Source organism: Bradyrhizobium sp. T-1 (assembly GCF_053592855.1).
Window position 1 is genome coordinate 8,020,121 of the sequence record NZ_CM132115.1, and the last position, 13,877, is coordinate 8,033,997.

Sequence of the window (13,877 nt, forward strand, 5' to 3'; positions counted from 1 at the left end):
CCTCATTTTGATCTTGTGAAAGCGCGGCGCATGCCCTTAGGTCTTGGGACCCGCCGCAAGTCAGAATCCCGATATGCCTGCGCCTTCGACCAGATCCCGCCAAAAGCCCGCGCCCACGGAGGCGGGACCGACGCTCGATCTCGACCGTTACGTCCCGGCCCTCATCACCTTCATCGCCAACAAGCTCTCGAATAGCGCCACCGCGTTCTACCAACGACAGTTCGGCGTCAACGTCACGGAATGGCGGATCATGTCGCTGCTGGCGATCGAGCCCGGCATTCCAGCCTCGCGAATCTGTCACGTCATTGGTTTCGACAAGGGGCCGGTGAGCCGAACGCTGGCAGGACTGGAGAAGCGCGGATTGGTTTCGATCCGCACCGACCCGAACGACGGCCGCACCCATTCGATCTCGCTGTCGGCAAAGGGCCGCGCCACCCATGACAAGGTGATTGTTGCTGCCCTCGACCGCGAACGCCGCCTGCTGTCCTGCCTCAGCAAGGACGAGCGCGAGGTACTGATCGACCTCGTCCGCCGGCTGCACGAGAATCTCGGCGCAGTGACCGGCGGCCCCGAGAGCTGACAGGCCGGGCGCCGGGCGCGATCCGCTATCGTCTCCGGGCACACGCCGGCGTTTGCCAGCGGCACCTTTGCTGCCGAGCATCGTTTCCTCCGAAATCGGACGCAGCGGTTTCTTCCGCCGTCATCCCTATCGGAACGGTTCGCATAAATTAGTTGCTTAGGCAACAAAAGAATTGTGCAGGATATTGCGACAGGATAGCTGGCGTATCCCGCTCGTCATTCCGGGGCGCGCGCAGCGCGAACCCCGGAATCCATCGTGCAACACCCCAGCGGTGAAATGGATTCCGGGCTCGCGCCAAGAGGCGCGTCCCGGAATGACAGCGGAACGTGGCTTCGCTAACTCGACCGCTACAGCCCGATCCACTCCGCCGACGCATCATCATTCAACCGCGTCACCGCATCGGCCCGCCGCGTCAGCACCGCGCGCTGGTTGATGTAACCCTTGTCGGTGATCTCGCCACCATCGACCGACGGCGGCTCGGCAAGCAACAGCGCGCGCGTGGCGTGACCGGACGAGTTGGCGGCCTGCTGCTTGAGCTTTGCCAGCCCCTGCGCGATCGCGGTCCTGATTTTGTCGTGCGCGAGCACGTCGTTCACGCCGATCGTCTCGGACAAGCCGGCATGAGCGCGGCATGCGACGATGTTCGGAAACACCAGGAAGCGCACCTCGTCACCGCCATGGCCGGTCACGACGATATCCTGCGCAAGCGGCGCCAACGCGGCGATGCCGGCGACCCGCAGCGTGCCGACGCTGACCCAGGTGCCGGAGTTGAGCTTGAAGTCTTCCGCAACGCGACCATCGAAGAACAGACCACGCTCCGGCCGATCGGCGTCCGCGAGCTTCACGGCGTCGCCGATGAGGTAGAAACCCTCCTCGTCAAAGGCCCGCCTGGTCAACTCCGGCGCCTTCCAATAGCCCGGCGTGACGTTGGGCCCGCGCACGCGCACTTCCAGCTTGTCGCCGGAGGCGACGAGCTTCAGCTCCGTGCCGGGAATGGGCACGCCGATGTTACCGGAGCGTTCGGCAAGGAAATGGCAGTCGGTCGCGAGCGGCGATGTTTCCGTCGAGCCCCAGGCCGAGACCATCGGCATGGCGTGGCCGACGGCTTCGACGGAAAGCTGCTCAAGCGCATCCCAAAGGTTCTGAGGCAGCGCGGCGCCGGCATAGAAGGCGAATTTCACCTCGCTGAAGAAGCGGCGGCGGAGTTCCTCGTCGCCGCGCAGCGCCGCGATCAGCATATCGAATCCGCGCGGCACGTTGAAATACACCGTCGGCATCACGCTCTTCAGATTGGCGAGCGAGGTCGCAAACAAACCGGGCGCGGGCTTGCCGCCATCGATATAGAGCGAGCCACCGTTGCGCAGCACGAGATTGAAATTGTGGTTGGCACCGAATGTGTGGCTCCAGGGCAGCCAGTCGAGGATGACGAGTTCGTTGCCTGCCTGTTCGAGGAAAGTCCAGGTCTGCGCCTTGGCCTGCTGGCTGGAGGTCAGCATCCGCTGGGTGTTGATCACAGCCTTGGGCGTACCGGTCGAGCCCGACGTGAACAGGAACTTTGCGATCGTGTCAGGTGTCACCGCCGCGAAGGCTTTTGTGACCTCGGGGATTTCAGGCGTTGCCGCGATGGTGCGGAAGGCGAGCGCATCGGCGTCGCCGGCGTTGCCACTGATGACCTGCGCGTTGTGCAACGGCTCGATCGCAGCAAGCGCCGCCGCGAACGGCTTGGTGCTGGACACATAGATCGCTCCGGGCTGAAGCAGCGCAATCATGCTCTTGAGCTTGTCGAAATCCTTCGACATGAGCGAATAGGCTGGCGAGATCGCGGCCGAGGGCACGCCGACATGCTGGGCGGCCAGCGCGAGCAGCGCGTGGTCGATGCTGTTGTCGGAGAGGATCGCGAGCGGGCGCTCGGCGCTCAACCCTTGCGCCAATATCCAGGACGCGATCGCCCGTACCTGCCGCCGCGCCTGCCCGTAGCTCACGGTCGTCCACGGCGCTTCGATGCTGCCGCGCTCGGCGAGAAAGATCGCGTCAGGCGTTTGCCGCGCCCATTGTTCCAGCCAGTCGCCGATGCAGCGCACGGTGTCGCGCAAGGCGTCCTGCGAGCGCAGCACGATGCTGCCATCGGCGCGATGCTCGGCGACGGTGTTGGGCGTTGCGAACAGGCTTGCGGCGCCACCGCGTGAGGCGATCGTCATGGTTTCCTCCTCGCCCACATCGGGGATCGGTCGCGGCCTCGTTCCGGGCCCCTTTGGCCATAATGTTGGGCACAGCAATTGTTGTCGTCAACAACAATCTTCCGCTTGAACCCGCGAGGCGCTAAGGTCACACGGCAGGAGAGGCGACGTGACAACCACCGCAGCCCGGACTTCCCCCCGCAAACGCGCCGGCAACGGCGCCGCGCGACGGATCGACGCGGACGAGATCGGCCTCGACGCCCTGGTCGGCCACGCCGGCTATGCGGTGCGGCGCTTCCAGATCTGGATCTTCCAGGACTTCATCAAGACGCTCGGCGACGTCGACATCCGGCCGACGCAATATTCGGTGCTGACCGTGATCGGCGCCAATCCCGGCCTGTCGCAGATGGCCGTGGCCAAACGCTTGGGCATCGAGCGCGCCCGGCTGGTGCACCTGCTCGACAGTCTCGAACAGCGCCGGCTGGTGAAACGAATCAAGTCCAAGACGGACCGCCGCTCCCACGCACTGCACCTCACGACGCAGGGCGAAACCGCACTGGCCAGATTCAAGCGGCTCGCCGCCGAGCACGAGCGGCATGTCGAGGACAAGATCGGCAAGGAGAACCGGGAGCGGCTGCTGCGGATCCTGGCTGACTTCACCTGATCATGACTGCATACGATTTAGGCAAGTGACCTGAACCGGGCGCCGGCGCGGCCGCCTGATGGTTCATCAGAGCGTCTCCCAAGCCACTGATCTCGCGATAATATCTGCAGCGACCGCGCTGCCCGGATATTGTACACAATGGCACATCGCTTGCTTCACCGGGGGGGAGACAAGTTGCCGGAGCTTTATCGCCATGAAGGCCGAAATGGGGGCTGAGCAGCCTGAAACGATCGCTGCGATCGTGGCCGCGCATCGCGCGGGCACGATGACGCCGGCGCAGACGGTCGCGCGGACCTATCAGCGCATCCGCGACCACAACGATCCCGCCATTTTCATCAGCCTGCGCGACGAGGGGGATGCGATCGCGGAGGCCGAGAAGCTGGCCGCGAAGGATGCAGATCACCTGCCGCTCTACGGCGTGCCTGTCGCGGTGAAGGACAATATCGACGCACTCGGCTTTCCGACCACGGCGGCCTGCCCGGCCTACTCTTATGCACCGGCGCATGACTCGACCGCCGTGCAGCGGCTGCGCGCCGCGGGCGCGATCATCATCGGCAAGACCAATCTGGATCAGTTCGCGACCGGCCTCGTCGGCGTGCGCTCGCCCTATGGCATTCCCAAAAATTCGATCCGCGACGATCTCATTCCCGGCGGATCGAGCTCTGGCTCCGCTGTGGCGGTCGGCGCTGGCCTGGTTCCGCTGTCGTTGGGGACCGACACCGCCGGCTCAGGTCGCGTGCCGGCGATGCTCAACAACATCGTCGGGCTGAAGCCGAGCCTCGGCATGATCTCGAATGCGGGCCTGGTGCCGGCCTGCCGCACGCTCGATTGCATCTCGGTCTTCGCGCTGACGGTTGACGACGCCGCGCTCGCGCTGTCGGTGATGGCCGGCCCCGACCAGGCTGATCCGTTCTCGCGCGACCGGCCGCTCGGCGCGCTCACGCCATTCCCTGCAAATCTTCGCCTCGGCGTGCCGCGCAACGGACAGCTGATCTTCTTCGGCGACAAGAAGGCCGAGGCCGCCTATGCCGATGCGCTGAAGCGCTGGACCGCGCTTGGCGCAACGCTCGTCGAATTCGATCTCGAGCCGTTCTACGAGACGGCAAGGTTGTTGTACGAAGGTCCCTGGGTCGCCGAACGCTATCTCGTGATCAAGAATCTGCTGGCGTCCGCACCCGATTCGATTCATCCGGTCACGCGCGAGATCACGGCCGCCGGCGCGCGGCTGACTGCGGCGGAGACCTTCTCGGCGCTCTACCGCCTGCAGGGCCTGCGCAAGACCGCCGAGCGCACATTCGCCAACATCGACGCGCTGGTGCTGCCGACCGCACCGACGGCCTATACGACCGCACAAGTGCTGGCCAACCCGATCGAGCTCAACAGCCGGCTCGGCACCTACACCAATTTTGTCAACCTGCTAGATCTCTGTGGCTTGGCACTTCCCGCGTCGATGCGCGCCGATGGCATTCCGTTTGGCATCACGTTGCTGGCTCCCGCGGGCCGCGATGCACTGCTCGCAAGCATCGGCCGCGTGTTCCATGCTGATACGAAGCTGACCGTCGGCGCGAAGGGCGTGCCGCAAGCTGCTCTCGCGCCGCTGCCGGCAAACAGCGGCGACGAGATCCCCATCGCCGTCGTCGGCGCGCATCTCTCCGGCATGGCGCTGAACGGCGAATTGACGGCGTTGAGCGCAAAGCTGCTTGAGGCGACCAAGACTACGCCGGACTACAAGCTTTATGCACTCACGACCACGCCGCCAAAGCCAGGCCTGTTACGCGTTGCGGCCGGCGCGGGCGCGTCGATCGAGCTGGAGATCTGGTCGCTGTCGTCCTCCGCCTTCGGCAAGTTCGTCAATGCGATCCCGGCGCCAATGGCGATCGGGACGATCCGGCTGGCGGACGGACGGAGCGTGAAGGGATTTCTCGTCGAGCCGGAGGTGCTGGGCGAGGCGCGGGATATCACCGTGTATGGCGGCTGGCGGAAGTTCATGGCGGAAGCTGCCAAGGCGTAGGTCTCGTAGGGTGGGTTACGCCTTCGGCTAACCCACCCTACGGCACTTGTCCGAAGCGCCGTCGCCTACACCGACACCGCGTAGATCTCATACTCCCCGCGCACCAGCTCGATATGCGCGCGCATCGCGGCGGCGGCGCCCTGCTTGTCGCCGCGCATGATGGCGACGACGACGCGGTCGTGCTCGGCTTGCGACTTTGCCAGGCGGCCGAGATTGCGGAACTGGGCGCGGCGGAACGGCTGCACGCGCACGCGGGTCGCGAGCGTAATCTCGGCGATGTAGCCGTTCTGCGATCCCGCGTAGATCGCGTTGTGAAAGCGCTCGTTGACCTCGTGGAAGCGATCGGGATTCCCGGCGTAGCTGAGAACGCGGAGCTCTTCGTGGATGGCCTCCAGCCCATGGCGCTCGGCAGCCGACATGCGCTCGGCGGCGAGGCCGGCGCAGAGCGCCTCCAGCTCCGCCATCGCCTCGAACATGCTCGTCAGCCGCTCGATCGAGGGCTGCGCCACCACCGCGCCGCGGTGGGGCCGCGCCTCGACCAGACCGCTTGCCACCAGTTGCCGCAGCGCCTCGCGCACCGGGGTCCGCGACACGCTGAAGCGGCGCGCGATGTCGGTCTCGTCCAGCGGCGCGCCGGGGGCCAGGGTTCCACGCACGATCTCGTCGGCGAGCTGAAGCCGCAGCTCCTCGGCGCGCGTGACCTTGTGCATGCTCGGCTGCGCCCGGTCGACCCGTGGCACCACCGGCTCGGCCGGCAGTATCCCGGGCGGAAAATCGTCAAGCGTCATACGGTCAGGTCTCTTTCGACTCGTCGATGATGCTGACATGGGCAGCGACAACGCGCCAGCCCTCCGGGAAGCGAATCCAGGTCTGCATCTGGCGGCCGACCTTGCCGGGCGCCGTGTCGCGATAGAACAGCGTGGAGGCCACGGCCGTATCGCGGCCATAGCTGGAGATCACCGTCTTCGCGGTGCGACGATTGAGGCCGACCGGCGAACGGCCCGCGCGGAAGCCGGAGATCGCCTCATATCCGTAGAGGTTCTCGCCAATGCCGTAGCGCAGCGTGCGGGGGTCGTTGCGAAAGAGTTCACCGAGCACGGCGACGTCGTTGCTGACGAGGGCCTGCTCATAGCGCTCGAACGCGGCTGTGACTTCCGCGATCACGTCGGGGAGATCGATCTCCATTTTGGATTCCTCTTAGAGTCCCCTTGGCGATGGCGCGGATGCCACGCCCATCTGTTCCAATGCGTACGCGACGCGCAACGCGACGTCCTCGCGCCAGGGCGCACAGATGATCTGCACGCCGATCGGCAGCGGCTCGAGCGGCACCGGCACCGCGACCACGGGCAGGCCGATGAACGAGATCGGCTGGGTGTGGATGCCGATATTGGCGCGCACCGGCAGCTCGACGCCATCGAGATTGAAGTTGACCTGGCCGAGCTTCGGCGCGGTGCAGGGCGTCGCGGGCGCGAGCAGTACGTCGATCGACTTGAATATCTCGGCAAGCTGCGCACGATACCAGCGGCGGAATTTTTGCGCGCGATCGACCAGCGGCGCCGGAACCATGGCGCCCGCGATCAATCGGTCGCGCACCGCCGGATCGAAATCGTTCGGGCGCTTGCGCAGGCGATCGAGATGCAGCGAGGCGCCTTCGGTGGTGGTGATGACATAGGCCGCCGCGCGAGCGCGCGAGGCTTCGGGCACGTCGACGACCCTTGTCGCGCCGAGCGCCTTGGCGACGCGGCTGACGGCTTCGACCGCTTCCGGGAACACGTTCTTCTGGAAATACCCACCCGCGACCGCAATGCGCAGGTCCGAGATCGGATTCGCGATGAGCGGCAGCGTCGGCTCCAGTCCGCGCGTCGTGCAGGCACCGTCGTCGGCATCCGGCCCCTGCATCGCGTCATAGGCAAGCGCGAGATCGGTGACGGAGCGTGCGAACGGGCCGAGATGATCGAGGCTCGCGACGAACGGGAACGAGCGCGCGCGGGACAGCCGGCCATAGGTCGGCTTCAAGCCAAAGATGCCGCAAAAGGAGGACGGCACGCGGATCGAGCCATTGGTGTCCGAGCCGAGCGCGATCGGCACCAGCGCGCCACCGACGGCACTGCCCGAACCGCCGGAGGAGCCGCCGGTCATGCGCGTGGTATCATGCGGATTGCGCGAGGGACCGTCATGGTCGTTCTCGCCCGTAAAATCGTAGGCGTATTCGCCCATGTTGAGCGCACCGACCAGCACGGCGCCGGCCGCTTCCATGCGCTCGATCAGCGTGGCATCGCGCTTGGACGGCGCGAGGTCGCGGTTGATCTTCGAGCCCGCCCGCGTCGGCAGGCCAGCGACATCGAACAGGTTCTTCACCGCGAAGGGCACGCCAGCGAGCGGGCCGACTTCCTTGCCGGCGGCGATATCGGCGTCAATGGCGCGCGCTTTGGCGCGGGCGCGATCGGCGGTGACGTCGGTGAAGGAGTTGAGGATGGTGTCGTGCTGCTTGATGCGCGCGAGCGTGGCTTCGGTGGCATCGAGCGCGGACATCTTGCGGCCCGCGACCGCACTCGCGATCTCGGCGGCCGTCATCTCTGGCTTGGTGGTCATGTCAGCATCAGGCCGTGAAGATCGGCGCCGGCTCGGTCTCGTCCGGCAGCGCGAATTCGTCGACCAGGCGGGCGAGCCGCAGCGACACTTCGAGATTGGCGCGCACCGCAGGCCGCCAGGCTTCCTCGACCGGCAGCGCCAGCGCTTTCGATACGGCGTCGATATAGTCGTCCAGCGGTTCGGCCATCACTCTCTCAAGCTGATCTCAGTGCACCGGCAACGGCGGATGCGGGATCGCCGTCAGCAGTTCCTTGGTGTAGTCGTCCTGCGGATCGCTGAGGACGTTTTCGGAAGAGCCCTCTTCGACGATCCGCCCCGTCCGCATCACAATGACACGATCGCACAACAAGCGCACTACATTCAAATCATGCGAGACGAACAGATAGCTCATACCTAGTCGCGCCTTGAGGTCTTGCAGCAGGTTCAGGACGACGGCCTGCACCGAGACGTCGAGCGCCGCGGTCGGCTCGTCCAGGATGACGAGCTTCGGATGCAGCGCGATGGCGCGGGCGACGCCGACGCGGGCCTTTTGGCCGCCGGAGAGCTGGTGCGGGAAGCGATCCAGCAGATTGTGCGGCAGCCCGACCATGGTCGCCAGCTCCACACAGCGGGCACGGAGCGCGTCGCGGCCCCTGATATCGCCGAGCTGCATGATGGGGTCGGCGATGGCGCGGGCGGCGGTGAAGCGCGGGTTGAGGCTGTCGGTCGGATCCTGGAACACCATCTGAATACGGCTGCGCTGCGGCAGCCGGGCGAAGGCGGCTGGGGCGATGCCGCCGATGTCCTCGCCGTCGAACTGGATCAGGCCGGAGGTCTGGTCGAGCAGGCGCATCACCATCATCGACGTCGTCGATTTGCCGCAGCCGGATTCGCCGACGAGGCCGACGCTCTCGCCATGGCCGATCGAGAAGCTGATGCCGTCGACGGCGCGGAACATATCCGGCTCGACGGGCGGCTTGCGGCCGAACAGCTTTCCGAGCGTCGCCGTGGCACCCTGGCGGGGATATTCCTTGACGAGCTTCTCGATGAGGAGAAGGGGGCTCTCCCTCTCCCCGTCCTTCACGGGGAGAGGGTTGGGGTGAGGGACTGTTTCCACGTACACGACTCCTGGAGAGTCCCCCTCACCCGCCACGCTCAGGCGCGCAATTGCGCTGCCGAGCGTGTCGGCCTCTCCCCGCGTGCGGGGAGAGGCGAAGGAAGCGCCCTCTTCCTCCGGCAGCAGATCCCGCAAGCTCACACCCAGCCGCGGCGTCGCGCGCATCAGCTTCTTGGTGTAGGGGTGCTGCGGGCTCGCAAAGATGTCGGCGGCCTTGGCGGTCTCGACGACGCGGCCTTTCTCCATCACCACAACGCGGTCGCAATAGGCGGCGGCGAGGCCGAGGTCGTGGGTGATCAGGATGGTCGACATCGCACGGCGCTTGGTCAGCTCGACGATCAGATCCATCACCGCTTTCTGCGTGGTGACGTCGAGGCCCGTGGTCGGCTCGTCGGCGATCAGGAGCTGGGGATTGCAGGCGAGCGCGAGCGCGATGACGACGCGCTGGCACATGCCGCCTGACAGCTCGAACGGATAGGCGTGATAGCGCTCGCGCGGGCGGGCGATCTTGACCTGCTCCAGCGCCTCGATCGCCTTCTCACCGTGATCGGCGACCTGGGCCTGCTGCACATGGGTGCGCAAGACGTCCTCGATCTGATCGCCCACTTTCCGGATCGGGTTGAGGGCCGCACGCGGGTTCTGGAAGATCATCGAGACTTCGCGGCCGCGCAGATCGCGCATCTGGGCTTCGGTGGCGGCCTTCACGTCGATGCCGGAGAACATCACCGAGCCCTCGGCGATCCGCCCGGCGCGGTCGAGGATGCGCATCACGGCATAGGAGGTCACCGACTTGCCCGAGCCGGACTCGCCGACAATGGCGAGCGCCTCGCCCTTCGCCACCGAGATGTTGACGTGCTGCACGGCCTTGACGATGCCGCGGCGGGTGGTGAATTCGACCGTGAGATCCTGGACGTCGAGCAGCGGCTGGGCCGTCATGCGGACCTCCCATCGCTCAAACGGTCGAAAACAACCCCATGCACAGTAGAACGGGCGTTGAAATCGTTGAAGAATTCTGTCCAGACCATCACGTCCTCCGCTGCGGATCGACGATGTCGCGAAGGCCGTCGCCGAGGAGGTTGAAGCAGAACACGGCGATCATCAGCGCGAGGCCGGGAAACAGCGCGATCCACCATTCGCCTGAGACCATGAAGCCGGCGCCTTCAGCGACCATGATGCCCCATTCGGCGGTCGGCGGCCGGACGCCGAGGCCGATGAAGGACAGGCCCGCGGCATTCAAAATGGCGTAGCCCATGGTCAGCGACATCTGCACGATCATGATCGGCATGATGTTCGGCAGGATGTGCACCAGCAGGATACGGAATTCGCCGTTGCCGGACAGGCGCGCGGCCTGTACGAAGCCGGCGTTGCGACGCACGTTCGCCTCGGCACGCGCGACGCGGGCGTAGAGCGGGAAGTTCACGATGGCGGTGGCCAGAATGATGTTCTGCACGGTGTTGCCAAGCGCGGCGACGATGCCCATCGCCAGCACGAACAGCGGAAAGGCCATGATGGTGTCGGCGATGCGGCCGACGATGCGGTCGGTCCAGCCGCCGAAATAGCCGGCCGCGATGCCTGCAAGGCCGCCCATCAGGAACACTAGCACGACGGACGCAACCGCGATGAACGTATCGAGCCGCGTCGCCACCACGACGCGGCTAAAAATATCGCGGCCGAGCTGGTCAGTGCCGAACCAATGCGCTGCCGACGGCGGCTTCAACGCGGCGGCGGTATCAGACGCGAGCGGATCGTACGGCACCACATAGGGACCGAAGACCGCGGCAAGGAGAATGACGATCAGCAGAGCGAAGGAAAAGCCCGTGACCTTGTTCTCGCTCAGAACATAGCGGGTCTGTTCGAGGATCGCGGCCAGTCCCGACGTTCGCGCGGGACCGACGGGTTCAACGGCAGGCGCAACGGAGCTCATGGCTTAGCCCTCCAACCGCACGCGTGGATCGATCACGCCGTACAAAATGTCGATCACGAGATTGAGCAGCACGTACATCACCGCCATGGTGAGGACAAAACCCTGCACCGGCGCGAAGTCCGAGGAGATCAGCGCTTCCACCGCGTAGGAGCCGATGCCCGGCCAGGCGAACACTTTTTCGACCAGCACGTTGGCGCCGAGCAGGAACGAGAACACCATGCTGAGCGTGGTGATGACAGGCAGCATCGCGTTGCGGAAGGCATAGGTGACGATGACGGTCACCGGCGACAGGCCGCTGGCGCGCGCGGTGCGGACGAATTCGGATGCCAGCACCGCCAGCATCGAGGCGCGGGTCATGCGCGCGATCGGCGCCAGCGAGAAGATCGCCAGCGTCGTCGCGGGCAGGATGAGCTGGCTCAGCGCCGAACGAAACGCTTCGACATCGCGCGCGATCAGCGTGTCGATCAGATAGAAACCTGTCACCGTCGGCGGCGCGCTGTAGAACACGTCGAGACGCCCGAGCGGCGCAGGCGACCAGCCGAGCCGGAAATAGAAGACATAGACCAGCACGAGGCCGGTGAAGAACACCGGCAGCGAGACGCCCGCTGTTGTCGTGATGCGATAGAGATGGTCGACCCATGATCCCGGTCGCGTTGCCGCCAGCACGCCAAGCGGAATGGCGATGACGATCGAGACGATCAGGCCTAGCAGCGTCAGCTCGGCCGAGGCTGGCAGGCGGTTACGAATTTCGGCCGCCACCGGTTGGCCTGTCGTCAGTGAGTTGCCGAAATCGCCATGCGCGAGATCGTTGGTGTAGCGGAAGAACTGCTCGATCAGCGGCTTGTCGAGGCCGAGCTTCTTGCGGATCTGCTCGACCGCTTCCTTTGTTGCGGCGGGCCCGGCGAAATACGCCGCGGGATCACCCGGCAGCGCGCGCGTCAGCAGGAAGGTGACGATGACGACGCCGATGAGCGAGGGAATCGCGAACATCAGGCGCTTACCGATCATGGTGAGCATTGGATGCTCCTGATGTGGAATTGAAGTAGCGCCCCACGCTCCGCTGCGTTCCCTCCCCCCTTGTGGGGGAGGGCTAGGGAGGGGGGTGGCTCCGGGAGGGGTCTGAGTTCGTGGCCACCCCTCTCCCCAACCCTCCCCCACAAGGGGGGAGGGAGCCAGAAGAGCGTGCTCACCTCGCCCACGCCCCTCACCCCTTCGCCATCGCGCGATAGTCGAGCCTGCGATGGAACCAGTATTGGTAGCCTGAGATGTTCTTCTGCATCGCGACGTTGACGAAGGGCTGGTACAGCGGGATGCGCGGGATGTCGGCGTAGGCGAGATCGACAAAACCTTTCACGTCGGTGTCGTAGGCCGCCATGTCGCCTGCCGCGGCGGCAGTGCGCGCGCCGTCGATCAGCTTGTCCATCTCCGCCGACTTGTAGCTCATGGTGTTGAAGACGGAATTGTTGCCGTGATAGCACCAGTAGAAGAAGTACTCGGGGTAATCGAGCCAGCCCGAGAACACGTTGGTGAAGAGCGGCATCTCCTTCTTGTTCAATTCGGTGCGCCAGTTGGCGCCGGGCACCTTGTTGATGGTGGTCTTGATGCCGATCTGGGCGAGACTCTCCTGCACCAGCACGCAGAGCGGCTCGTTGACGCCGGCGAAGTTGAGATCGAACGAGATCGTGGTCTCGAAGCCGCCCGCGAGGCCGGCTTCCGCCATCAGCGCCTTCGCCTTCTCCATGTCGGTGTTGTATTTGTGCGGCTGCGGCCAAACGACCTCGGTCGGCTTGTCCTTCGGCGCGCCGAACATCGGGTTCGCCAAACCGAACATCACGGCGTCCATGATCTTCTGATAGGGCAGCGCGTAGGCCACGGCCTGACGCACCTTCGGATTGTCGAACGGCGGCTTGGTGACGTTCATGCCGATATATTGGATGCCGTTGGAGAACGGCAGCGACACCACGTTGAGCTTGCCGTTCGCCTTCATCTCCTGGAAATCCTTGTTCGGGAGTTCGTAGGAAATGTCGGCGTCGCCGCGCTCCAAAAGCGCGCGGCGGTTGCCGGCCTGCGGCACCATGCGCCAGATCACGCGCTTGATCTTCGGCAGCGGACCGCAGACCCAGTCGTCGTTGCGCTCCATGATGACTTCAGTGCCGGCGGTCCACTTCGTCACCTTGTAGGCGCCGGAGCCCGCGGTCTGCTGCTTGGTGAATTCCAGGCCCCATGGGTCTTTCTCGCTGGAATTCTTCTTCACCAGCTCGGAGTTGACGATGCAGGGCACGATGACGGCGAGATCGGGAATCGTCAGCCTGTCCTTCTTCAGGAAGTCGATGCGCACGGTATAGTCGTCGATCACGACGAACTGCTCCGGCTTTGTGAGAGAGCCCGCGCTCATCTGGAAGGTCGGAAAGCCGCCGACGTTGACGGCGCGATCGAGCGACCACTTCACATCCTTGGCGGTCACGGGCGTGCCGTCGTGGAACTTGGCGTTCTTGCGCAGCTTGAAGGCGACCGACATGTCGTCGATCTTGAACTCCTCGGCGAGTTCGCCCTTGAACTTGTCGCGGTCGTAATAGGGCACGCCGCCGGGGCCGCTCTTCATTTCGTGGCTGATCAGGCGGTCGTAGCAATTCCAGGACACCTCATAGCCGGGCACGTTGGTGCCGACGCCGTGGATGTCGAGATTGTTGGGCCCGCCTTCCGAGACGATCAGCAGCGTCTCCGAGCGCGCGTCGGCATAGGCGGACGAGATCACTTGCGGCATCGCCGGAAGTGCCGCGCCGGCGGCCAATCCGGACACGGATTTGAGGAAATCGCGACGCTTCATGAGACT

At 65.1% G+C, this 13,877-nt stretch carries 12 protein-coding genes; 3 read left to right on the plus strand and 9 right to left on the minus strand.

The genetic code is table 11. The features are described from left to right. Window positions 1–73 precede the first annotated feature (73 nt). Window positions 74–580, plus strand: a complete 507-nt coding sequence (locus ACWAT4_RS38350; protein ID WP_212303385.1) for a MarR family winged helix-turn-helix transcriptional regulator — start codon at window positions 74–76, stop codon at window positions 578–580. Window positions 581–927: 347 nt separating this feature from the next. Here the strand turns inward: ACWAT4_RS38350 and ACWAT4_RS38355 are convergent, their stop codons facing one another. Then, window positions 928–2,778 carry a feruloyl-CoA synthase gene (locus ACWAT4_RS38355; RefSeq protein ID WP_449729471.1) on the minus strand — a complete coding sequence of 617 codons (1,851 nt, stop codon included), beginning with the start codon at window positions 2,776–2,778 and terminating at the stop codon, window positions 928–930. 148 nt (window positions 2,779–2,926) lie between these two features. On the opposite strand from ACWAT4_RS38355, the gene ACWAT4_RS38360 reads away from it, so the two are divergent. Together ACWAT4_RS38360 and atzF are read left to right on the plus strand one after the other, a co-directional pair. After that, a complete protein-coding gene (locus tag ACWAT4_RS38360; protein ID WP_212446977.1) occupies window positions 2,927–3,421 on the plus strand; it encodes a MarR family winged helix-turn-helix transcriptional regulator in 495 nt (164 codons plus the stop codon). A 205-nt stretch (window positions 3,422–3,626) separates the two neighbouring features. Further along, the gene (gene atzF, locus ACWAT4_RS38365; RefSeq protein ID WP_449731315.1) at window positions 3,627–5,432 is read left to right on the plus strand and encodes an allophanate hydrolase; all 1,806 of its coding nucleotides are present in this window, start codon (window positions 3,627–3,629) and stop codon (window positions 5,430–5,432) included. Window positions 5,433–5,497: 65 nt separating this feature from the next. Here the strand turns inward: atzF and ACWAT4_RS38370 are convergent, their stop codons facing one another. The 8 genes from ACWAT4_RS38370 to ACWAT4_RS38405 form a co-directional block, all read right to left on the minus strand. Next, complete coding sequence (locus ACWAT4_RS38370; protein WP_212303381.1) at window positions 5,498–6,220, minus strand: GntR family transcriptional regulator; 723 nt, start codon at window positions 6,218–6,220, stop codon at window positions 5,498–5,500. Between the two features lie 4 nt (window positions 6,221–6,224). Further along, on the minus strand, window positions 6,225–6,617 hold the full coding sequence (gene hpxZ, locus ACWAT4_RS38375) for an oxalurate catabolism protein HpxZ (protein WP_449729472.1): 393 nt from the start codon (window positions 6,615–6,617) through the stop codon (window positions 6,225–6,227). 12 nt (window positions 6,618–6,629) lie between these two features. Next, complete coding sequence (locus ACWAT4_RS38380) at window positions 6,630–8,024, minus strand: AtzE family amidohydrolase (RefSeq protein WP_449729473.1); 1,395 nt, start codon at window positions 8,022–8,024, stop codon at window positions 6,630–6,632. 7 nt (window positions 8,025–8,031) lie between these two features. Then, the gene (locus ACWAT4_RS38385; protein ID WP_018316853.1) at window positions 8,032–8,211 is read right to left on the minus strand and encodes a DUF4089 domain-containing protein; all 180 of its coding nucleotides are present in this window, start codon (window positions 8,209–8,211) and stop codon (window positions 8,032–8,034) included. Window positions 8,212–8,229: 18 nt separating this feature from the next. After that, entirely contained in the window at window positions 8,230–10,056 is a 1,827-nt protein-coding gene (locus ACWAT4_RS38390) for a dipeptide ABC transporter ATP-binding protein (RefSeq protein WP_449729474.1), read from the minus strand. Between the two features lie 88 nt (window positions 10,057–10,144). Then, window positions 10,145–11,044, minus strand: coding sequence for an ABC transporter permease (locus ACWAT4_RS38395; protein WP_449729475.1), 900 nt, complete (start codon window positions 11,042–11,044; stop codon window positions 10,145–10,147). A 3-nt stretch (window positions 11,045–11,047) separates the two neighbouring features. Then, complete coding sequence (locus tag ACWAT4_RS38400; protein ID WP_449729476.1) at window positions 11,048–12,061, minus strand: ABC transporter permease; 1,014 nt, start codon at window positions 12,059–12,061, stop codon at window positions 11,048–11,050. 187 nt (window positions 12,062–12,248) lie between these two features. After that, window positions 12,249–13,871 (minus strand): ABC transporter substrate-binding protein, encoded by a 1,623-nt coding sequence (locus tag ACWAT4_RS38405; protein WP_449729477.1) that lies wholly within the window; start codon window positions 13,869–13,871, stop codon window positions 12,249–12,251. Window positions 13,872–13,877 lie beyond the last annotated feature (6 nt).

What these genes read in the sequence shown, in the direction of transcription:
- ACWAT4_RS38350 (WP_212303385.1), top strand. Translation starts at nt 74, where the DNA reads ATGCCTGCGCCTTCGACCAGATCCCGCCAAAAGCCCGCGCCCACGGAG.
- ACWAT4_RS38355 (WP_449729471.1), bottom strand. Translation starts at nt 2,778, where the DNA reads ATGACGATCGCCTCACGCGGTGGCGCCGCAAGCCTGTTCGCAACGCCC.
- atzF (WP_449731315.1), top strand. Translation starts at nt 3,627, where the DNA reads ATGGGGGCTGAGCAGCCTGAAACGATCGCTGCGATCGTGGCCGCGCAT.
- ACWAT4_RS38370 (WP_212303381.1), bottom strand. Translation starts at nt 6,220, where the DNA reads ATGACGCTTGACGATTTTCCGCCCGGGATACTGCCGGCCGAGCCGGTG.
- hpxZ (WP_449729472.1), bottom strand. Translation starts at nt 6,617, where the DNA reads ATGGAGATCGATCTCCCCGACGTGATCGCGGAAGTCACAGCCGCGTTC.
- ACWAT4_RS38380 (WP_449729473.1), bottom strand. Translation starts at nt 8,024, where the DNA reads ATGACCACCAAGCCAGAGATGACGGCCGCCGAGATCGCGAGTGCGGTC.
- ACWAT4_RS38385 (WP_018316853.1), bottom strand. Translation starts at nt 8,211, where the DNA reads ATGGCCGAACCGCTGGACGACTATATCGACGCCGTATCGAAAGCGCTG.
- ACWAT4_RS38390 (WP_449729474.1), bottom strand. Translation starts at nt 10,056, where the DNA reads ATGACGGCCCAGCCGCTGCTCGACGTCCAGGATCTCACGGTCGAATTC.
- ACWAT4_RS38395 (WP_449729475.1), bottom strand. Translation starts at nt 11,044, where the DNA reads ATGAGCTCCGTTGCGCCTGCCGTTGAACCCGTCGGTCCCGCGCGAACG.
- ACWAT4_RS38400 (WP_449729476.1), bottom strand. Translation starts at nt 12,061, where the DNA reads ATGCTCACCATGATCGGTAAGCGCCTGATGTTCGCGATTCCCTCGCTC.
- ACWAT4_RS38405 (WP_449729477.1), bottom strand. Translation starts at nt 13,871, where the DNA reads ATGAAGCGTCGCGATTTCCTCAAATCCGTGTCCGGATTGGCCGCCGGC.